The sequence below is a fragment of the Leptospira fletcheri genome, from assembly GCF_004769195.1.
Taxonomy (GTDB): Bacteria; Spirochaetota; Leptospiria; order Leptospirales; family Leptospiraceae; genus Leptospira_B; species Leptospira_B fletcheri.
Window position 1 is genome coordinate 190,897 of record NZ_RQET01000002.1, and the last position, 22,230, is coordinate 213,126.

16 protein-coding genes are annotated in these 22,230 nt (G+C 48.4%); 9 read left to right on the forward strand and 7 right to left on the reverse strand.

What is annotated here, in order from left to right; all coding sequences use genetic code 11:
- Positions 1 to 62: 62 nt before the first annotated feature.
- From EHO60_RS02930 to EHO60_RS02945, 4 genes are all read right to left on the reverse strand, one after another.
- Positions 63 to 1,220 (reverse strand): DUF445 domain-containing protein, encoded by a 1,158-nt coding sequence (locus EHO60_RS02930; protein ID WP_246028109.1) that lies wholly within the window; start codon positions 1,218 to 1,220, stop codon positions 63 to 65.
- Positions 1,205 to 3,700 carry a hypothetical protein gene (locus EHO60_RS02935; RefSeq protein ID WP_135766681.1) on the reverse strand — a complete coding sequence of 832 codons (2,496 nt, stop codon included), beginning with the start codon at positions 3,698 to 3,700 and terminating at the stop codon, positions 1,205 to 1,207. The genes EHO60_RS02930 and EHO60_RS02935 overlap by 16 nt, the downstream gene beginning before the upstream one ends.
- 103 nt (positions 3,701 to 3,803) lie before the next feature.
- A complete protein-coding gene (locus EHO60_RS17305; protein ID WP_135766682.1) occupies positions 3,804 to 3,938 on the reverse strand; it encodes a hypothetical protein in 135 nt (44 codons plus the stop codon).
- A 116-nt stretch (positions 3,939 to 4,054) separates the two neighbouring features.
- Complete coding sequence (locus EHO60_RS02945) at positions 4,055 to 6,178, reverse strand: PP2C family protein-serine/threonine phosphatase (RefSeq protein WP_135766683.1); 2,124 nt, start codon at positions 6,176 to 6,178, stop codon at positions 4,055 to 4,057.
- A 238-nt stretch (positions 6,179 to 6,416) separates the two neighbouring features.
- Between EHO60_RS02945 and EHO60_RS02950 the strand changes: the two genes are divergently transcribed.
- The 8 genes from EHO60_RS02950 (at position 6,417) to EHO60_RS02985 (ending at position 16,750) form a co-directional block, all read left to right on the forward strand.
- Entirely contained in the window at positions 6,417 to 7,409 is a 993-nt protein-coding gene (locus tag EHO60_RS02950) for a sulfate ABC transporter substrate-binding protein (RefSeq protein ID WP_135766706.1), read from the forward strand.
- A gap of 107 nt (positions 7,410 to 7,516) precedes the next feature.
- Positions 7,517 to 8,344, forward strand: coding sequence for a sulfate ABC transporter permease subunit CysT (gene cysT, locus EHO60_RS02955; protein ID WP_135766684.1), 828 nt, complete (start codon positions 7,517 to 7,519; stop codon positions 8,342 to 8,344).
- A complete protein-coding gene (gene cysW, locus EHO60_RS02960) occupies positions 8,341 to 9,240 on the forward strand; it encodes a sulfate ABC transporter permease subunit CysW (protein WP_135766685.1) in 900 nt (299 codons plus the stop codon). Before cysT ends, cysW begins: the two co-directional genes overlap by 4 nt.
- Before the next feature lie 9 nt (positions 9,241 to 9,249).
- On the forward strand, positions 9,250 to 10,314 hold the full coding sequence (locus EHO60_RS02965) for a sulfate/molybdate ABC transporter ATP-binding protein (RefSeq protein ID WP_135766686.1): 1,065 nt from the start codon (positions 9,250 to 9,252) through the stop codon (positions 10,312 to 10,314).
- A gap of 205 nt (positions 10,315 to 10,519) precedes the next feature.
- A complete protein-coding gene (locus tag EHO60_RS02970; protein WP_342775986.1) occupies positions 10,520 to 12,391 on the forward strand; it encodes an alginate export family protein in 1,872 nt (623 codons plus the stop codon).
- A 181-nt stretch (positions 12,392 to 12,572) separates the two neighbouring features.
- Positions 12,573 to 13,601: a DUF4384 domain-containing protein gene (locus EHO60_RS02975; RefSeq protein WP_135766688.1), complete on the forward strand. Its 1,029-nt coding sequence runs from the start codon at positions 12,573 to 12,575 to the stop codon at positions 13,599 to 13,601.
- 51 nt (positions 13,602 to 13,652) lie between these two features.
- Positions 13,653 to 14,555, forward strand: coding sequence for a prohibitin family protein (locus EHO60_RS02980; RefSeq protein ID WP_167880141.1), 903 nt, complete (start codon positions 13,653 to 13,655; stop codon positions 14,553 to 14,555).
- A 14-nt stretch (positions 14,556 to 14,569) separates the two neighbouring features.
- Positions 14,570 to 16,750, forward strand: a complete 2,181-nt coding sequence (locus tag EHO60_RS02985; protein WP_135766690.1) for a WD40 domain-containing protein — start codon at positions 14,570 to 14,572, stop codon at positions 16,748 to 16,750.
- A gap of 5 nt (positions 16,751 to 16,755) precedes the next feature.
- Here EHO60_RS02985 and lfb1 read toward each other — a convergent pair whose 3' ends face one another.
- The 3 genes from lfb1 to EHO60_RS03000 all read right to left on the reverse strand — a co-directional run bounded on the left by lfb1 (position 16,756) and on the right by EHO60_RS03000 (position 20,863).
- Positions 16,756 to 17,115, reverse strand: a complete 360-nt coding sequence (lfb1, locus tag EHO60_RS02990; RefSeq protein WP_135766691.1) for an LIC10280 family protein — start codon at positions 17,113 to 17,115, stop codon at positions 16,756 to 16,758.
- A 46-nt stretch (positions 17,116 to 17,161) separates the two neighbouring features.
- Complete coding sequence (locus EHO60_RS02995) at positions 17,162 to 20,407, reverse strand: acetyl-CoA carboxylase family protein (protein WP_135766692.1); 3,246 nt, start codon at positions 20,405 to 20,407, stop codon at positions 17,162 to 17,164.
- Between the two features lie 69 nt (positions 20,408 to 20,476).
- Positions 20,477 to 20,863, reverse strand: coding sequence for a hypothetical protein (locus EHO60_RS03000; protein WP_135766693.1), 387 nt, complete (start codon positions 20,861 to 20,863; stop codon positions 20,477 to 20,479).
- A gap of 586 nt (positions 20,864 to 21,449) precedes the next feature.
- Here EHO60_RS03000 and EHO60_RS03005 point away from each other — a divergent pair.
- The gene (locus EHO60_RS03005; protein ID WP_425460263.1) at positions 21,450 to 21,722 is read left to right on the forward strand and encodes an HTH domain-containing protein; all 273 of its coding nucleotides are present in this window, start codon (positions 21,450 to 21,452) and stop codon (positions 21,720 to 21,722) included.
- Positions 21,723 to 22,230: the final 508 nt, after the last annotated feature.

Genomic DNA, 22,230 nt, shown 5'->3' on the forward strand with positions numbered 1-22,230 from the left:
GAAATGATAGAATCCCAAACGGAAGGCTTTTGCAAGAAATTTCTGAGGGAAACTTCGCGTATCTAAAACAGGAAATCCAAAAGTCCGATACCGCAGCCGGAAACGAATCCCAATAGACTACCGTTGATCCGTATTTTCTCGAGAACTCTTCTCGTTTTCGCCTCGAGATTGATCCTGAATTGTCTAGGTTCCAGACGCTTCAACCCTCTCGCCACCTGCTCGCCCAGGTATCTGGAGACGCTCGCATTCGTCTTCTCTCTCAAAAATTCCAATATGGAACGAATCGGTCCGTATTCCCTTAAATTTTCCATTTTTTGAATGTCTTTTACATGGAGAGCGATTAGATCCGTCAACATACGGTTGAGTTGGTCCTTTCCGAAATCCGTCAAGGAACGCACCGCTTCTTCTTTTTTGGATTCGGGAAGTTCGTTCCAGGAACCTATGTACAAATCCGCACAGTCGGAAAACAGGGAAAAAATTTCGAATAAAACCGTATCTTCTTCGGAGTCGAATTCCTGATCCTCTTTTAAACCGACTCCGAATTCGCGAACCCTTTTTTGAGGATCCAACAACCATACCAACGGTTTGGCCAAAAAAGAAAGACTGCGTGTGATCCGATCGATTCGGTCCTTAAAATCGTCCTGGTCTGCGGCCTTGACCAGTGCTTCTCCGACTAAGAAACGGACGGTTCCCAGGATCTCCTTTCTTCTACTCAAATCTTTTAGGATTTCCTGATCGGCTCCGGAAAAGCGGAAATTCGTTAGATATCGTACGATATCCTCTTCCACCTTTTCCCAAACCAGATCCAAAGCCTTACTGATCCTTTCGGGTCCGCCTAGATTTTCTTCAAGCAACTCGGAAAGGGCTGCGATCTGCTCCGGATCGTCCAAAATGCGGTCCATATACTCCCGCAATTTTTCCTCGTTCACCAGATCGGAAGAAACCCATTTTCCGATCTCCTCCGCGATGGTCTCGCTCTCTGTTTCCACCGCCCGGTACGTTTTCCATACGGCAAACCAATCGCAGACGGCTCCCACCAAACCTCCTTCCAATCCATGTAGGAGGACGCCTCCCCAAGGGAACCGATCCCATTTTCCTAAGAACCCCCAAAAAAGAAGCCCTCCGAAGAGAAGCAAAAGAAAATTGGAAAATAGCTGGAGTCTCGCGTAAGGCCTGTCTCTCGTTCCCGCGCTCATATCCCGGCTCAACGAAAGAACCACCTTCCTTTTACTAGCGAAGCCAAGATAAATAATAAGGGAAGAAGGTACATAATGCAGGTAAGCCAAATCGAATTTCCCTTGGAAAACTTCAGATCGAAATGACCCTCTTTAGAGCAGAGAAGGATTTCGTTCCTTTGGGTTTGGAATAGGATTCCTCCGTTCACATCCTCCCATTTCGGGAAAAAACTCCTGCGAACCAGATAACAATACTTAGGTGAAGATGTTTCTATCTTGCCCTTCAGGTTCGCGGCAGGATACGGATCTTCTTCGGAAATGATCCTTTCGTCCGAGAGAATTTTAGACGATACCGGCCATTCGGGTAACGAGACGGATTCCTGTAAAAGCTTCCCGGGGACGGGAAAGAAAAGGCCCAAAAACTCGGATCGGTCCATAAAAGGAAGATTTCCGTATTTTTCCCGGATTGCGGTTTTCCAATCCTCTTTGTTCGGCGGGGTATTGATTACCAAAATTCCCTTGAACCATTTGTTCAAATCGGTCCCCGCGGCCTCTATCTCGTTCTTTCCGATCCTCGCAAATACGATGCTCGGATCCAAGCCTTCGTATAAAATCGCTTCGTTCGTACTGTGGAGAAAACGCTTCGGCCGCAATCCTTTTCCGCCGCTCAATTCTTTGTAATCCGCGACTCCCCAAGCTTTTTCCCTCAAGCGGGAAAGGTCCGTGCCCGAGTCCTTTACGGAAAACAGATACAACGAGCTCTTATCTTCGGTTTCCTTCTCGTATCGGGCGTTTGCGTGTTCCGGAGTGGCCAAGGGTTGGATCCCTTCGGAATTCACCCACCCGTCCACCAATGAGAACTTATCGGGATTTGACTTTAGGATTTTATAAAGTTTCTTCGTCGACCCTAAAATATAGGAGGTCCCGGTGGATTGCAGATAACGATGTAAACCTTTTCCTGCCTCCTCGGGAGAAAGCTCTTCCTCGTAGACTCCTTCCTTTTTCCAAGCTGTCCAAGGAAGGTATCGACTCAGGTAGGGTTGGACGGCGAGGGAAGTCAAGGAAGCCTCCGCTTCCATTCCGATCAGATTCCTATGGCCCGCCCTGCGGATCAGAAGTCCTAAAGTAAAAGGGCTGTCCCCCCATTTTTTGCGGGAATCCGTCTCCGGAAATATTTTGGAATTCTTAGGCAGTTCGGAAAGAGACTTTTCCACTTCCTGCATTTCGAGAGCGGATAAACTTTCCTTTAAAAAAGCGGAATTCTCTTTCCATTCCAATTCGGGATGCCAGAGAAAAAAACGGAGCAGCGCAAAGAACAATAGACCGCTGATGGAATATTGCGCCAAGAGTTTGTATTTGAAATTCTTCAGCAAATGAACTGCGGTTTCCAGAGCGGATAACGTCAAAAAGAGCAGGGAAAGATCCAAAGCCCGATACCAGGGAAAGCCTATGCCGGGAAAAAATTTACCGGGCGAAGTATCCACTCCCATCCAGTAAAAAATCAAACTCGCAAAAAAAACGAACCTGGAAGCGGGGGGAAAAATCTTCCTCCTTAAAATGGAACGAATCCCGAGGAGAAATAACACAGGGAACACCGCCTGGATCCAGTACAGCCCGAGGAGGAAATTCGAGAGAAAGGCCAAAATTCCCTTGCCTTCCCAAATCGGTGCGAGAGCTCCCGGACCGAGGATGGAGATCAGCCCCGGATTCGCTTCCATCGGAAACGTCTCGGCCCGATAGGAGGAGTATTTCAGAAAATTCCACCATACCGGAGTCGCGATCAGTATGGGAATAAAAAACGCCAGGGCAAAGGCTCGTTTTCCCAATTCCTCGCCTAGAAAAAGGAAATAGATCAATAGAGAAACGACGTAAAAAAGGGAAGAGGGAAAATCCGAATAAAAAACGCAGGCGCTTACGACCACATATTTGGAAAGCGCAGAGATTTTTCCCGTCGTCCTATATTTCTCAAGATAATAAAATCCTAATAAACTCCAACTCAGACCGAAAAATCCGGTTACCGTTCCGCTAAACAGGCCGACGAGAGAAAGTCCGAAAGGCTCCTCCCCCGAACAAAGAAAGAAAAACAGGAGTCCGGACATGGCCAGCATCACCGTATTTGCCTTATGATTGGTTTCGCTTAATAACAAAAGACTGAATTTAATGAAAGCATAAGTGAATAGAAGGACGGAAAGCAGGATACCCACGTTGAACGAAAGGGTAAGCGGAGCCCAAAAAAGAAGGGACTTGTGCAGAAGAGCGACCGTGAAATAAAAGAAAGGAGGCTCGAAATAAAAAACCGGCATCCCGGAAAACCACCTCGTATCGTAACCCAAGGATTCTCCGCCGGAAAGAAGGGAATCATACGTTTCCGCAAGATGCGTTTGCGCATGCAGACTCCAGCCGGATAAGGCTTCGGCAGTCAGTAAAAATCTGAATTTCAGGATGATTACGAGAAAGGAGGCAAGAAGGAGAAGAGGTCTCCGCCAAGCCGGAGCGAGTCTCCACTTCTTAAATTGAAAAGCCATTGCGAGAAGGTACGGAAAGTGGGTCGACTTGACAAGCAAAACTAGGGAAAATCACCCCGAGTTCCGATCGGCTCGCAATATGAAAATCGACCCCAAGGAGGAATTACTCCTCCTTGGCATTCTCCTGAACGTATTTCCGAAATTCCGCTTCGCTCATTTTATCCGCATAGAGGGGATAGAGCGCTGCGATGAGTTCCTCCAGAGTGGGAAATTTTGCCCCGTCGAGCTTGTATGCCATAAAGAGTCCTCTCTCGGCTTCGATTGAAAGGGTTGTCGGACGAATCCTCCCTCCCCGCCGTCTTCTATACCATGTATTTCATAAGGCAAAACAATTAAACCAAAAAAGGGGATGAATCAATCGGACACTTGCGCCCTTTTCGATTCGATTCCCAATAAAAGAACGTCATCCTTCGGCCCCCCGCCGCCCATAAATTTAAGCAGTTCGGAGTAGATCGTAGCCAATAAAGAGTTTAATTCCGTATTTTTTCCCTGTTCCATAAGACGGACCACGCGTTCCGTTCCGAAATAATCCCCCATATCTCGGGATGCTTCGGTCAAACCGTCCGTGTAGCAGAGAATCCTGAACTCTGAGTTCAATTCGATTGTTCGATTCTTATAAGCGAAATCAGGAAGTAGACCCACCAGAGGATTCTCGCACTCTAGAATACTGACTCTCGAAGCGTCCTGCAATACGATCGACGGTGCTCCGGCCAGAGAGTATCCCAAAGTTTTTCTATCGGAGGATATCTCCAAGGATGCGGCGGCAAAGAACGTACCTACGTTCTTATATTTATTATGGAACTCCGTGCTCAAGGAGGAGATCAATTCCCCGGGGGAGTCGGACACAAGCCTATGATCTTCGTATGCTCTCCGGATCAGGATCGTTAATAAAGCGGCCTGCACTCCATGACCGGTGGCGTCCGCGAGAAACACTCTGATTCTTCCGTCAGGGAACTCGACTATATCGTAAAAATCTCCCCCTACCTCTGCCAAAGGTTTATTCAAAACGTCGAATATGAGATCCGAAAATTCTTTCCGCTCTTGGTCGTTCAGATGAAGGAGATCCTTCTGTATTTCCCTCGCCACGGTCAGATCGTTCCGGATCACCCTTAAAGCGTTGCGAAGTTGTTTGGTCCTTTCCTCCACTCTCTTTTCCAGATTTTTGGAAAGATCCATGATTCTATCCATATTCTCTGAACTTCGAACGGACAAAAATATGGATTGCGCCAGTAGAAAAACGAAGGAGCCTACATGCGCGAAATATCCGGTATCCAAAAAAAACGTCGCGTAAAAAAGATCGTGAACCATCGCCACATACACGAAAATGAATCCACCCAAGATCGTGATCGCTCCCTGTCTTTTTCGTACGGCAGCCTTCGTCAGGGAATACAAGCCCAAGGTTCCGGCCAAAAACGCCACTAGATAATAGATGGTGATCGTAAAGGTAAAGATACGAACCGGCAGGACAAGAGCGATCAGAGTCGCGAGAATTGCGATCCACCAAATCAGATCCACCAGTATCCGCTTCAACTCTCTAGGAAAAACGGCGAGGATATAGCTCAAAAAAACCGGAATCGCGAGGTAGAAGGTAATATATTCAATTCTTATAAAATGCCCGAAACCTAAAAACGGTAGATAATCCGCGGCAATCCGAGTCCCCGCAAAAATCCCTCTGGTAGCCATGATGATACAGAAAAAACCGAAATAGAGCGAGGCGGATTCCCCTTTGCGCACCGAAGCGAAAAGCAAATGCAACATCCCGATGCAAAAAAGTCCCCCCGCTAAAAACACGTCCAAATAACGTTCGTTTTCCCAAGCTTTATGCAAGGATTCGGATTCTCCCAATCGGATCGGAGCCCAAAATCCTCCGAGCCTATGATCCGTATTTGCGATCATCATCTCTATGTGGAACGAATCCGACTTGGGAAAGAATCTTACGAATCGGTTGCACCAAGCCGGATCCACTTCGAAAGAAGTCCGATCCGCGGGCACCGGGAATCGGACAACACCGCATTCCGCTGCGGGCTCGCCGTCTATAAATAACCGATACGCGGAACTTTGTTCCGGAACGAGAAGAGCGAGCTCTTTATATTGTCTCGCCAGCTTTACCTCCAACTCATAGGTTCCGTAGCCTGCGCCGAGTCTGGTTCCGTTCTTGCCGTTCCAAGCCGAGGGAACATTGAGGATTTCGGCGGGGGTTTCTTCGCCCCCATTCGCTTTCCAGTACAACCACCGGAATTTCCAGAGACCGGCGAGCAGAATCGGATCCTGAGTGTCCAGATCGTAATTCTTTAAATCGATTTCTCCCTGGATCGCGAACGGACGGAAAGATGTCGGATACGATTCCCCGTCTTCGCAGGAGATTGTAGAAAGGAAAAAGCAAAGCAGGACGAAACAGATTCGAAGAAGGATGGTGACTCCAAATTTCGAATCTCCCTTTTCCCGACTGGATAGACCTTTCCCTCCGAATGAAAACACGAAGTTCTATCTATCACTTGTCCAAATCGCTTACGATCGAAAAACAATCTCCGAACTCGAAAAAAAAGTCAGGTGCGCAAAACCTAGATTGACAATTTCTGAGTGACTCAAAAGTATAGCAGATAAATATCCAATAAATTAGATTTTTATCCGGTTTATTACGGAAAGAGGTAGGAAAATGAACCCAAAAAGATGGAATCACAGCAAAATTGGTCGGTTTTTTTCTCCATGCATTGCTATGACCCTGGTGCTAGCAAGCCTTGTCCCAATCTCGGCGGAGGAGCCTCTTTTAAACGTATCCTTTGATCCCACGAGAGAATTGTACGAGGACGTGAACAAACAGTTCATAGAAGGGTGGAAAAAGAAAACCGGACGCTCCCTGCAAATCCAGCAATCTCACGGAGGTTCCGGAAAACAGGCTCGAGCCGTGATCGATGGATTGGAAGCGGACGTCGTTACCTTGGCTCTCGCCTACGATATCGATAGCATTGTGGACCACGGAGGCCTTGTCTCCAAGGATTGGGAGAAAGCTTTTCCCCATCACTCCGTACCGTATTACTCCACCGTCGTATTCCTAGTCCGAAAAGGAAACCCGAAAGGGATCAAAGACTGGAACGACGTGGTAAAACCCGGAGTCGGAGTCATCACCCCGAACCCGAAGACCTCGGGAGGAGCTCGCTGGAACTACCTCGCCGCTTGGGGATTCGCTAAGAAAAAATACGGATCCGAAGAAAAAGCGAAGGAATTCGTCAAAGCCCTGTATCGAAACACCTCCGTTCTGGATACGGGCGCCAGAGGATCCACGACCACATTCGTACAAAGGGGAATTGGGGACGTTCTACTCGCTTGGGAAAACGAAGCCGAATTGGCCTTAAGCGAATCCAAAAAGGCGAACGGAGGAAACTCCCAATTCGAAGTGATTTATCCGACCTCGAGCATTCTGGCCGAAACCCCCGTGGCAATCGTGGAAAAAGTCGCTAGAAAAAAAGGGACTTGGGAAGTCGCAAAAGCCTATCTGGAGTTTCTATACACCAAGGAAGGCCAGCAGACGATCGCGAAACATTTCTTCCGCCCCATAGACGAAGCGGTCCTGAAATCGAACTCCTCCAAATTTCCGAAAGTCAAGTTGTTCGACGTAAGAGAATTGGAAGGCTCCTGGAAGACAGCGCATAAAAAACATTTCGCCGACGGAGGAATCTTCGACGGAATCTATTCCGAGGCGAAAAAATAAGGGATTCGGAGGACGAACGAAGAGCCGGAAAAACGGCTCTTCGTTTGACGAAATTCCGCTTTCGACTAGGATCGTCAGCGGACCTCCGAAATCCGAGAACGTAAAAATTGAAACTGAACCTTCGCCCGTATTCCAAAACGACCTTCGGTCTTTCCTTAGGCATGACCGTCTTTTACCTGAGTTTTCTGGTCATCGTTCCATTATCCGCGCTGTTTCTCAAATCCGCGAATCTAGGCTGGTCCGGATTATTGGAAGTGTTTTCCGAGGATCGTATTCAAAAAGCCTTATGGTTAAGTTTCAGTGCCGGAGGAGCGGCCGCAGCGATCAACCTGGTCGTAGGTTTTCTATTCGCATGGGTTCTGGTTCGTTACGAATTTCCGGGTAAAAAAATCCTGGATACTTTGGTGGATCTCCCGTTTACTCTTCCGACTGCGGTCGCAGGAATCGCACTGACGGCGATCTACTCTCCCAATGGATGGATCGGAAAATACCTGGACCCTCTCGGAATCAAGGTGGCGTATACTCCTCTCGGAATCGTAATCGCCTTGGTGTTTATCGGTTTTCCGTTCGTCGTACGTACCGTTCAACCTGTCCTCGAGGAACTCCCGAAAGAGTTGGAGGAAAGCGCGTACTGCCTTGGGGCGAATCGCCTCCAAACTTTTACACGAGTTTTGTTTCCCGAAATCTGGCCTTCTCTCCTCGCCGGAACATCCATGGCTTTTGCTAGAGGAATCGGGGAATACGGCTCCGTAGTCTTCATCTCGGGAAACCTTCCGGGCAAAACGGAAATCCTCCCTTTGCTCATCGTCACCAAACTGGAACAGTACGAATATGCAAAGGCAACGGGAATCGCTCTCTTGATGTTGGTACTTTCCTTTTCCATCATGCTGGCGATCAATTTCTTCCAGAGTAGATCCTCGAGGAGACTCGGATGAGAACGGAACCTGTGTGGCTGAAAGTCTTGTTGATCGGAACCGTATTTTTTTTGGCGGCCCTCATTCTTCTTCTTCCGATCGCCATCGTTTTTGCGGAAGCCTTCTCGCAGGGAGTCGACGGCTATCTCGTCGGATTGCAGGATCCGGATACGATCTCAGCACTACTGATGACCTTGAAAGTGGCGGGAATCGCGGTCCCGCTAAATACGTTCTTCGGACTCGCAGCGGCGTTTTTGATTTCTAGATTCGAATTTCCCGGAAAGAACATTCTTCTGACGATACTCGATTCCCCTTTCGCGGTCTCTCCCGTGATTTCCGGACTGATCTTTCTTCTTCTATTCGGAAGACAAGGTTGGTTCGGGGAATTCCTGAGCGAGTACGGAATCAAAATCGTATTCAATACTCCAGGCCTAGTGTTGGCTACCCTCTTCATCACCTTACCTTTCGTGGCAAGAGAATTGATTCCTTTGATGCAGACCCAGGGAAAAGAGGAAGAAGAAGCCGGAATCCTCTTGGGCGCCTCCTTTCCTAGATTATTTCTAAGGATCATCGTTCCGAACATCAAATGGGGATTACTGTACGGAATTATACTTTGCAACGCGAGAGCCATGGGGGAATTCGGAGCCGTCTCCGTCCTTTCCGGACATATCCGGGGAAAAACGAACACCCTTCCTTTGCAGATCGAAATGCTTTACAATGAATACAATTCGGTCGGAGCTTTTTCGGCCGCATCCCTTCTCGTGTTTCTTTCCCTCATGACTCTATTGGTCAAAACAGCCCTGGAAAAGAATCTGAAAAACGCGGAGAAGGAAGCTCCTCCCGACGAGGACAACAAGGAATCCTCCGAAACTTCTCTTCCTGTCGGACAGGGAGCGGGCAAAACCGGAAAACCTTAGGAGAGAACCATGTCTATAGAAATCAAAAACGTAAGCAAACAATTCGGAGAATTTCAGGCGTTAAAAGACATCAACCTTACGATTCCTGACGGAAATCTGGTCGCGTTATTGGGCCCTTCCGGGAGCGGCAAGACAACTCTCCTACGTATCATCGCAGGCTTGGAAGTCGCGGACCTTGGGGAAGTTTATTTCAACGGGGAAAAAACGGGGAAAAAAGACTCCAAGGAGAGAGGAGTCGGTTTCGTATTCCAACATTACGCGTTGTTTAGACACATGACGATTTTCGAAAACATCGCCTTCGGTTTGAAAGTCCGGCCCCGTGCCACCAGACCGTCCAAGGATGAAATCCGCGAGCGTGTCTTCCGACTTTTAAAGTTGGTACAATTGGAAAATTTCCACGACCGGGTTCCTTCGGAACTTTCCGGAGGACAGAGGCAGAGAGTCGCTTTGGCGAGAGCTCTGGCCATAGAACCCAAATACCTGCTTTTGGACGAGCCGTTCGGAGCTCTAGATGCGAAAGTAAGGAAGGAACTCCGAACCTGGCTCCGAAGACTGCACGACGAAATCCATATCACCAGCGTATTCGTTACCCATGACCAAGAAGAAGCCTTGGAAGTCAGCGATTCCGTCGTCATCCTTCGCGCGGGACAGGTAGAACAGATCGGGAGTCCCGACGAAGTCTACAACAAACCCAAGAACCCATTCGTGTTCCATTTTCTCGGAGACGTGAATCTATTTCACGGCAGAGTGCAAGGAGGCGTGGCAAGAATCGGAGACCAGCACGTGGATTCCCCTGAGCATTCCCAAGTACAGGATGCGGAAGCCGTCGCCTACGTAAGACCCTATGATGTCGAAATTTTAAGAACCGCAGAGAATGGAATTCCGGCGGAGATCCAGTACATCCATTCCACCGGAAGAAATGTTCGAATCGAATTGAAACGATTGGATTCCGGTTCCCTGATCGAATCCTTAATCGACCAAACCACTTTCCGTGAGTTGAATCTCTTGCCCGGTGAAACCGTGTACCTTCGGATTCGACACGCGAAAGTATATGTAGAAGATTTTTCGATCTAAAACGAGATCCCTTTCTCCCACTTCTCTTTGAAAACAATCCCGCCTTGCTGGTTGGGCCCTTCTATTTCACCCCTCCCACCCTCTCTTATAACGGATTTTATTTGCTATAACATATTTATATCCCATATAATAAACTAATTGACTCCAGATACCCCTTAAATCTGTAATAACGAATAAAAGAGGCAATAAAATGACGAAAATCAGGATGAAAATCGTGCGCGTGGCTCTTGGAATTGCCACCCTGTCCGCACCAATCTGGGTCAAAGCTGCTCCCTTAGAATCTCCTCCCGGGAACGAAAGCAAAGCCCCGGAATTCGGGCAAAACCAATCTCTCCCCGCCGGTTCCGACAAGATAGAGCCTAAGGATTCTTCTAAAAATCCCCCAAGCGTCTCGGAAAAGACGGATACGAACGAAACCGGTTCGGCTCCGCAGAAGAAAGAAAAGGAAATTTACAAGAGCCCTCTTATAGGAAATACACCGGGAGAATACTTAAGAAGTTTGCAGGTCACTCCCGAACAGAACAAGGTCATCCGTTCCAACTCGGATCTCTGGTTTCAGGACAGGTTCCGAGTGGGATTTTTAGTCCGTCCTCGGTACGAATCCGTCAATAATACGGACTTCAATAAGACTACTGCGGACAATTCCAACGTACTCACCGGATTGACCCAGTTTTATCTGATCGCCGACATCAATCCTTATGTTCTTTTCAAAGCCACATTGCAGGACTCCCGTATCTGGGGTGGAGAACAATCCCCCGCATACACAGGAACCTCCCGATTCGAACTAGGCACGAACGGAGGAGTGATTTATGATACCACTAAGACGAGTCAAAACCAGGTTCCCGTATTGAATACGACTTCCTTTCGGGAGGCGTTCTTCGATCTACGTACGCCGGACCAATCCCTTAGACTCAGATTAGGAAGGCAAATCATCGACTTCGGAGACGGAAGAATCCTGGGCGCGGCAAACGACAATCAGATCGGAAATTCCAGCGACGGATTACGTTTTACGGCCAAATCCGGAAACAACACCCTAGACACGTTCGGAACCGTAGTCACCTCTCAATACAATTCCTCCGGATTGGTCAGCGCGAATACGACTCTTCCCAACTCCTATCTAGTCGGAGCGAATAATTTTACGAAATTTGCAAGTTGGTTGGCTTTGGATATCTACGATTTCACGGTAATACGGAGATACAACCCCGCGAACAATAGTACGGTCGTGACCAAGCCGACGGACCAACAGAATACGTACGGTTTCAGGCTAACGAATCGGACGGAAAACAATTCTCTTCCGGAAGGAGTTCCTTTCGACTGGACCGTAGAAGCCGCTTGGCAAGGAGGCTATAACGGACTCAGAGTCGGAACGAGCTGGCTGCAAAACGCGACGGATCCAACTACAGGCACCGGAGCAATCAATGCGTTTAACAACAAAAATCTTTTGATCGAAAACGAAAACCAGAAGTACGCCTCGCATTTTCTGACCTTACAGGTGGGAGTCCATCCGAGTAAGAATCTCAGAATCGGTCTTCAATACGTTTATGCCTCCGGAGATCCGAACAGAAGCGATTCTTCCGTAAGCACTTGGAACGCCCCTTTTCCGACGAGACGGATCGCAAGCGGTTTTATCCCTTATAGCGGAAACGGAATTGCGGGAACTTTCTTTTGGCAGAATGCGAAGGATTATTCCGTTCACATAAAATGGACCTCGGGAAAATGGGGCACGTTCATCTTCAATCCGCATTTCTATTATAAGGCGAAATTGCAGGACGCTTATTATAATAATAACGGAATCGTCACCGGCGGTCTCGCGGGAAGTACCGAGGACTTTTCCAATAACCAACAATATAATGCGAATTCACAGCATCTGGGAAAGAAAATCGGAACCGAGGTGGATTTCATTTATATGGTGACTCCTTGGGAGAATGTCTCCATTTGGGGAGGCATCGCATTCTTAAGGGCCGGAGATTCGATCCGGAACGCCCACGTGACCGTACCTACTTCCAATACTCCCAGTACATATACCGGAAAGCCGGACGCCTCCTATTTCTTTCTACAGACAGTATTCGCGATCTGATTCCAAAAATCCCGTTCCTACCTGCGGAACGGGTCCTGTTCGAAAAACGTAGTTTTTCTTTCTCGACGATCCCGGCAAAAAGATAATTTTTTTACAAAAATGGAAGAAATGCATGTGCCGACAGGTCTTAATGTCAGATAGATTCCAAAAACGGGGTTTTGCCCGAAGGAAGGAGCATCGGATGAAAGGAAGGCTCTCGCACGAGATTCGGTTTTACCCCGGAAAGATCGAATACGCTTCTTACGATTCCTTCCAAAGGAAGGGTTTCCTTCTTGCATGCGTTCTCCTTTTTTCCTGCGCCACCCCGTCCTCTTCGATTACGGATCCTTCTCCCGCTCGTCCTGCGGAAAATTACCAGACGAATTCCGGAACGGACTTATTGGACAAATACAGGGTCGCGATTTTAGAATCTTCGGAAAGAGCCGTCCCCTTCGAGGAGGACCTGAAAGGGGCGCTTTTGGAATCCGGGAAAATCGTGGTGATCGATCGTAAGAAGACGGCGGATGCGTTAAACGAAATCACTCTTAGCATGCAGGGCTTGGCGACCGCGGAAAACGCCCCTAAGATCGGCAAACTATTATCTGCACAAAAGTTGATTCAGATCCGGGAGTCCGGCAAGAAATGGGCGCTCGAACTTTTGGATGTACAAACCTCTAAAGTGGATTTCAACCGTTCCTTTTCCGAAAACGGATCCGGTAGGGTCTTTCAGGAGCTGGTCCAATACCTCTCACAAAACCTTCTCCTGAGGAATTTAAGCGGACTCAAGCCCACGGTTTCTTCCTTAAAGGTCACTCTTACCTCGTCCCAAAAGACCTATAAAAACAACGAACCCGTGAATTTCCAGGTAAGGGTCTCGGAGGATTGTTATCTCTATCTCATTCTATTGCAAAGCGACGGAGATACCATTCTTCTCTTCCCGAACGACAGCTCCCCTTCCAATTTCGCGAAGGCAGGATCTACGATCCAGATTCCCGACGGTAAGTCCGGATATATTCTTGCGGCCGGAGAACCTTTCGGACGGGACATGATCAAGGCCATAGCCTCCAAAAAGAATCTGGATCTATTCAGCGCGATCCCGGTACCCGGTACTCCCTTCGGGCGTATAGCAAATCCTTTCGACGTAGTAGCGAGAGGAATCAAAAAAATAAACACGGAAATACGCGAAGAAGAATGGAACAGCGCAGAAATCACGATCCAGACGGATCCATAAAGAATTACGGAAATTGAATGAAATAAAATTATAGAATAGAGGATTATGAGTATGTTTAGGAAATTAATTATTGCCATCCTGGCGATTCCTTATTTGATTTTGCAGTTAGGCTGTACTACCATCTCTCCGGGGCAAGCAGGAATCGTTTTTGCCCCTTTTGAAAACAAGATCCAGAAGGACATTCTCACGGCAGGGACCTATTCCATTTCGCCTACTAAGACCGTCTTCGTATACAATCTCCAATGGGAACCCTATAAGGAAACGATAGATGTAATCACTCGGGACGACCTCAGGATAGACGTGATCGCCTCCATTACGATCCGTCCTATCCAAAGTCAGATCATCAATCTCCACACCGAAGTGGGACCGCAATATTATGCGAACGTAGTGCGCCAAGACTTCAGAACCAGCGTCAGGAACGCTTTTACGAACTATCCGATGATACAGATCTCCAAAAACAACCAGCAGATCGTAAAGGAAATAAAAACGATGATGGAGGATAAGCTATCCGCGAGACATATAGAGATCGGCAACGTGAATATAGACGATATTTCGTTCAGTCGTCAGGTAATGGAAGCGATCCAGAAAAAACTCACCAAAGAACAAGAACTCGAAACGATGAAATTCGAGATAGCGATCCAGAAAAAAGACAACGAGATCGCAAGAATGAACGCCCAACGAGACGCGGAAATCGTGACGATTAAAGCCAAAGCCGAAGCGGACGCCATTAAGATCGTAAACGATTCCCTTTCCGCGAAGTACATACAGTACAAAGCGTACGATAGCCCTCAAAACAAATTGATTTTCGTTCCCGTAGGACCGAACGGTCTGCCGGTTACGGTCAGAATGAACGTTTCGGAACCTACCAATACTCACCAACCCGCAAAAACGGGGGTTTCGTCCGTGCTTTCCAAGCCTTCTAACGCCAATCAAGATTCCGACGACGGAAATTAGGGAAGGATCATCCCATGGTTCTCCGCTTTCTATTCGTTTGGGTCCTACTGCAGAATTCGATTTTTGCCGTAGAATCTCTGCTGCATCCTTCCTGGAAGGAATCCTCCGGAATCACAACCTTCTCGGATTTGAGGGGAGGTAGAATCGCGACGGGTTTGGAAAATAAAACCGTGGTAATCTGGAGTCTGAAAGGAAGATTCTTCCGGGTTTTGCAAGCCAATACTTCGATCGTCTCCTCTATCGCCTATTCCCCGTTTGGTGAAAGAATCGCTTACCAAGCGGATGATAGTAAGATCAGAATATACTCGCTTGACACGGACGAATTCCAGGAGATCGCAAATACGGGCGGAGGTTCCATAGCCGCCTTTGACTTTTCCCCCGACGGAAAATTCCTCGCAGGAGGAGATGAGAACGGAAAGATCCGAATTTGGGACTCGAAAGGAGAAATCGTCGAGTCGATTTCCGCCCACGACGGTCCTGTCACGGATCTGAAATACGCCTCGAACGCCAAATACATCGCCTCCACTGCGGAGGACGGTAAGTTGAGGATCTGGTCGCCTTCCGGGAAAATGTTAAACGAATATGTGCTCCACAACGGTTCCGTACTTTGTCTTTCGATTTCACCCGATGCAAAAAGGATCGCCGCAGGGGGGGACGACGGGAAGGTGCGATTGGTAGATGTGCAGGCCGGGAAAATCGTCCCGCTTATAGGTCATACATCCTCGGTTCATTCTACATCCTTTTCTTCGGACGGGACGTATCTATTGAGTTCCTCCGAGGATCTGACCGTGAGACTCTGGAAGGAGGGAAAAGAGATCTCCGTCCTCAAAGGACATACGGATACCGTGAATCGGGCCGTTTTCATCAACGGAGGAAAAAACGTACTTACGGGAAGCGACGACGGAACCCAAAAGATATTCGATCTGAAAGGAAATTTGAAGACCAATATCGTGCTTACGGACAAGGGAAAAATCGTCTTCAACCCCTCGGGTCGTTTCGACTATGATTCCGAAACATTGGAGAGTTATTTTTTCTTCAACTCCGAGGAGTCCCCTGAGGGATTCGGCTTGGAGACTTTTTTTAACCGCTTTTACAGCCCCGAACTCATACAGACTTCTCTTTCCGAAATCGGAGGCGAACAGACCCTATCGGAACTATACCGATCCTCTCCCCCTCCGAAAGTACAAATCCAAATCCAGCCCGACCCGAATACGGATTCCGCTTCGATACAAGGCACTGTCTGCGACGCGGGCGGGGGAATCGAGGATGTATACGCGTACCACAACGGCTCGCTCATTTCGAAGGAAAACTCCAGGTCGGTGCGAATGATCCGAACGGGAAATTGCCTGCAGGTAATGTTCAAATCCGCGCTTTTACCCGGCTCCAATTCGTTTCGAATCGGCGCGGAAAGTAAAGCAGGTCTGGTCGCTTATTCGGAAACGAAAAACTATCAGTCTCTCCGAAAATCCGCCTCGAAGACGACTCTTCATCTTGTGTTGATCGCGATAGACGATTATCCCGGTTCGTCTATGGATCTAAAATACGCGGTCAAGGACGCTACCGCGATTATGAAAAAAGTTTCTTCCGCAGGTGACGGTACGTTCGATAAGGTAGTCGCTTATACGGCGTATAACGGACAAGCCACGAAATCCGGCATCGAAGAGTTATTCCAAAAAGTTGCCCGATCCTCAGGCCCGGAGGACGCTTTGCTGGTTTTTATCGCGGGTCACGGCACGGAGAAGTCCGGAAATTTCTTTTTCTTAACGAGTTCCTATCGGGTCGATACACCGGAGGACGTCCGATCCGGATTTAGCCAGCAGGAATTCATCTCTTCGATCTCCAAGATTCCCGCCACAAGAAAACTGATCATCTTCGATACCTGCGATTCGGGCGGGGAATGGATCACTCAATTCAAAGACATCAGTTCCTTCGCCAAAACCGCAGGGGTCTGCGTAATCGCCTCCACCCTCGAAAAGGAGGAAGCTTACGAGTCCTCGGAACTCGCACACGGAATCTTGACTACGGCCCTATTGGAAGGTTTGGAAGGCAAGGCTAGGACGAACGGAAAAATCACCGCCGCGAGTCTGATCTCGTACGTCAATTTACGCGTTCCGGAATTGGCCAAAACCGTCCTGAAAAAGGAGCAGTATCCCTACTCCTCTCAAAGAGGCCGTGACTTTACGTTAAACGAATAATAAAGTTATTTATATAAAATCTCCGTTCCGGCTCCGTTTCCCCAGGTTCCTTCCAATCTGGCGCCTCCGTTTTTCACATTATAGATCACCGGATAAGTGTCGCCCCAGTCCACGGATAAAACGTTTCCTTGCAGAGATCCCGTTCCGCTATAATTGTTCCCGACGGACCAGTCGAACGTATAACTTCCGTCGTCGTTCTGACTGATTTGGACGGAACCCTGGTACCTACTTCCGTTCGGATTCGTTCCGCTAACCTTATACATTCCCCCGATCATAAAGGACTGAGCAAACGTTCCCGACAAGGAAATGACCAAACCGACAATGGCGAAAATAGCCAGTAATTTCGAAACGGATTTATGCGACATGAAAACCTCCGACGCGGAGGGAATTCTAACCCGGTTCGGATGCGAATCAAGAAATTTCCGAGGCCAATCCTCGCAAAATCCATTTTCTTGAATCTGCCGGATCGATGACCGCGTCTATTTCCAGGTACGACGCCATATTTATCGCCTTCCCTCTTTCGTAGGCTTCCTTGACAAGACGCTCGAACAGAAGTTGGCGTTCGTTCCAGTCCTTGACTTCCGCCAATTCCTTTTGGTATCCGGTTCGAATTTCCCCCTCGATCCCCATGGCCCCGAATTCTCCCGAAGGCCAGGAAATCGTAAACACGGGAGAATGGAAACTTCCGCCTGCCATAGCCATAGCCCCCAATCCGTACCCCTTTCTGAGAACGATCGTGAAAAACGGCACTTTTAGACCTGCGCCCTCCTGAAACAATCGCCCTGCTTTCCGCACCAATGCCAGTCGCTCTGCGTCCGGTCCTACCATGAAACCCGGAGTATCGCAAAGAGATAATATCGGAAGACGGAAAGATTCGCAGAGTTTCATAAAATCGGCAGCCTTCTCCGCGCCTTCCGCATCGATCGCTCCACCTAAATGCATAGAGTGATTCGCGACCAGTCCGATGGGTCTTCCTTCGATTCGGATAAAAGCGGTGACGATTCCGGGAGAAAAACCGGATCTGAGCTCCAAAACCGAATCCTCATCGGACAAAATCTCGATCAAAGCTCTCACATCGTAGGATCTCAAACGATTCTCTGGAACGATAGAACGTAGGAGCCTTTGGTCCTTACAGGAAAAGGCTTCCACCTTCCCCTGAAAATACGCCAAGGAACGTTTCGCCGCGCGGACCGCTTCGATCTCGTTCTCTACGACTAGATCGATCACACCGTTTTTGGATTGGATCTCCGCGGAGCCGATCTCTTCGGCGCTGAAATTTCCAAGACCGCCTCCCTTCACCATGACCGGTCCTCCCATTCCGATATTGGAATCCTTGGTCGCAATCCGAATATCGCTGGAGCCGAATAGTGCGGCGTTTCCGGCAAAGCAACGTCCGGACGCGACCGCGATTCTCGGGGCCGCTCCGCTTAACTCCGAATATTGGCGAAACGTATGCAAGTCCAATCCGGCGACTGCAGGTACGTCCACTTCTCCCGGTCTTCCCCCTCCTCCTTCGGTAAAGAAGACCAAAGGAAGCTTCAGGTTTTTAGCGACTTGCAAAAGGCGATCCGTCTTTTTATGATTCATGGCTCCTTGGGTTCCCATGAAGACCGTGTAATCGTAGGCAAGGACTGCGCACTTAGTAAGCGAGGAATCGAACAAATCCCCGTTTACGCTGCCGATTCCCGTCACCAATCCGTCGGCAGGACTCAGTTTGATCAACTCTTCGAGAGATCTCCTCCTCCTCTGAGCGGCGATCGCTAGAGCGCCATATTCGACGAATGTGCCCGGATCACAAAGATCCGCGACATTCTCTCTAGCCGTCCTCTGCCCTCGTTTGTGACGCTTAGAGACCGCTTGCGGGCGAGAGCTATCTTCGTTTAACGATAATCGATTCAAGACATCCTGCAGATCCGTTCGGACAAAGTCGATCTCATGACTTAAAATATCCTCGTGAGAAGGACCTTCCTCCTCGGAGGGTCGCAGAACCAGGATTGCTTGATCGACCGAAACGTTCTTTCCCGGAGAAACAAGTACGGCTTCCACGATTCCGCTCTCGTTTGCTTTCAGCAAATGCTCCATTTTCATCGCGGAAACCACGGCCACTTTTTGCCCTTTTCGAACGAAATCTCCGGCGACCACGTCGATTTCCGTCATTCTTCCGGACACGGGAGAAAGGACGGGAATCGTTCCCAAGGGGATCTCATGAGTTTCCGGTTCGGCAGAGCCCTCGTTTTTATGGTTCGATTCGAAGCCGAATCCTACCTTCTCCTCATCGACTTGGAAAGCCAATCTCGCAAAGTTTTCGTCGATAAGTCCCGTGTAGACCTTGTATTCTTCCATCTCGGAAAGTCGTAGAAGATGATTTAGAAAACTTTGATTCGTTTTACTCCCTTGGATCCGAAATTCGCGTAAAGTTCTTCTGGCTAGCGAGACTGCATTCTTGAATTCGGACGACTGGGTCCGGATGATTAATTTTGCCAAAAGAGGATCGAAAGAGGGATTCATCGCATAACCGGTATAAGCCGCGGTATCGACGCGAATTCCGGGACCGCTAGAAGGCTCGAATACGGAGAGACGCCCTGCAGAAGGTTGCACATTCCCCTTTTCGTCTATCGTTTCCGCATTTAGGCGGAGTTGGATGGCAAACCCCTTCGGCTTCGAGATCGTTTCCTGATTCAAACCGAATTCCTTCAGAGTACCTCCTTCCGCAATCCGAAGTTGAAGCTCCACCAGATCGACTCCGAGAGCTTCCTCCGTAACGGTATGCTCCACCTGCAATCTGGGATTCGCTTCTATGAAATAGAAATCTCCTTCCGAGTTCTCATCCAAAAGAAATTCAAAAGTTCCTAAACTACGATACTTCAGATTCCGGGCTAATCGGAGCGCCGAATCTACGATTTTATCTCTAATCAAAGGTGCGAGATTCGGAGCCGGGCAAACTTCGATCAGCTTTTGGTTCCTACGTTGTAGAGTACAATCCCTTTCCCAAAAATGCAGTACATTCCCGGTACCGTCTCCTAGGATTTGGATTTCTATATGCCTGGCATTAAGTAAGAGCTTTTCCACGTAAAGCTCCCCGTTTCCAAAGGCGGCTTTCGCTTCCGAAGAGCATCTGGAAAATTCCTCCCGGATCCGATCGGGAGATTCGATCCTGCACATGCCGCGCCCGCCTCCCCCGGCTAAGGCTTTGATCATTAAGGATCCATGCTGATCGAAAAAATCTTCGACCTGCGAAAGTTCCGTGGGCTTTCTGGTTCCCGGAAGAACGGAAATCTGTAGGGATTCCGCTAAACGAAGAGCGCCCAACTTATTTCCTAAATTTCGGACGATTTCCTCCGTCGGACCGATGAAGGTAACCCCGGCGCGATCACATTCTCTTACGAAGTCGGCATTCTCGCTTAAAAAACCGTAGCCCGGGTGAATCAGACTGCAGCCCTGCTCCGACGCGATGCGTAAAATCCGATCCGCATTCAAATAAGCCGAACTTCCATAACCGGGGATCGGAAATGCCTGGTTCGCATAATAGCGATGTTTCGAATCCGAATCGTCCTCCGAAAAAATTGCGACCGTTTCCCAACCTAAAGCCGCTGCGGCCCTTGAGATTCGAATCGCAATTTCTCCTCTATTTGCGATCAGTACCTTTTTAGAAGTCATAGTAGATTGGGCAGTATCTTGGATCGAATCTCCATAGAGTCGATCATTATTCGGCCGAATCTCTACGGTCTATCTTCTCGTAGGAGGAGGGGGAAGAGCCGCTTTGCAAGCTGCAGACAATTCCGATTCATGGGAACGAAGGCAACCCATCGGACCGCCATGTCCATGACCTGTATTCGAGCAGAATTTTTGTTCGTCCGCGGAGCAAGCCTGTTTGACTGCGTCGTGTTTCGCTTTCATTTCGGAAAGATGGGACTTACATGCCGCAGAAAACTTGGACTCGTTCGCATGCATGCAATCATGAAGTTCCGGGCCGTGGGGAATATTTTTACAATATGTTTGCCGATCCGCCGCACAGGGGTTCCTGGAATCGTCCGGAGGAGCTGGCTGTGCCGAAAGAGAGCATAATGCCAAAAGGACAAATGCGATGGCGGAAGTTCCGAAAAATTGTTTCATGCAATACTCCTGATCGAAAGAAGGTTTATCTTTCGATCCTTGCGTTAGAACTTATCTTTCTCTAGATCGTTCCCTCCGTATAAGAAAAGTTTCCTGTCGATGCGGCGGGAATTCTACTGTGGAGCTCCTACAGGTTTTCGGGGGCCCCCACCCTAATATTTGGGTGGTGGAGGAGGGCCCGTGGGAGAAGGTCGGAAAACCTATATCATAAAATTATATTATTCTCAAGCAAAACTCGGCTTTCTCTCGGAATTATGATTACCCACCTTAAAATAGCGCAATAGAATCATGTGCGTTCCCCGCACTCAAATCTGAGGCTGAAAAATATATTCTGCGCTCCGCGGGTCGGGCTACTCCAGGCTCCGCTTCGCTTCGGACTCCTCGGCCGAACGGCCTGCGGGGTCCGCATTCTGCGCCTTGCGTATCCCTAACGCAAGCGAGCGACCAAAGATCGCAAACGATTATTGAGAAATCCTCCAAACCCGACATTAAAATCGAAAACATGATTCGAATCAACTCATTGGATTTTAACGCAAGAAAACATAAATCAGTTTACAATTTCAATATATAAAAGAAATCTTTAAAGATGCCGGAATTCCCTTCCTTTCTCGAAATAGCAGAAAAAGCGCTCAATACTACCGGAAAACCGATGAGCACCTCCGAGATCTGGACACTTGCGAAAGAAATGAAATGGAAAACCGATTCCGTAGGACAAACGCCTTGGGCCACTATCGCGGCGCAAATCTATATGAGCATCAAGACCAATCCCCGTACGCCATTCCGACAAGTCAGCAAAAGACCCACTAGATTCGCACTGACTCTATGGGAAGATACCTCAGAAAGAGGCACCTCTGTCTGAGGTGATTCGAATCGGAAAAGGTCCTCTCAAAGAATGAAAATATTATTCGTATATTCCCCCATTCGTATTTTCGAGCCTATGTAAAACGATTTACCATGAAAGATCGACAAATTTTAAATAGGTAGAAATATCCGAATGAGCCGGAGTCAAATTCCATTTTCATGAATAGGGGGTGATGACGATCTAACAGCCTGCTATCGATTCTCGCTCGAAGTAAAAGTAAACCTGCACTTCCTTTTCTCCGGGCATCTGGGGATGAACCCGAGGGTGGGGACGCCACGAACTTTAGTGACTACCTTTTCCCCACATGCGTGGGGATGAACCGGACTGGAAGTTCGTGATCCTAATCTCTTCCACCTTTTCCCCACATGCGTGGGGTTCTCCTTTCTCATGGATCAGTCCAGTCCGAATGTTTTAGCGAGAAGCTCAGCCTAAAACAAAAAAGCCGAAGATTTCTCTTCGGCTTTTGTTGCGTTCTTAGAAACAGTATAACTGCGAATTGATTGTT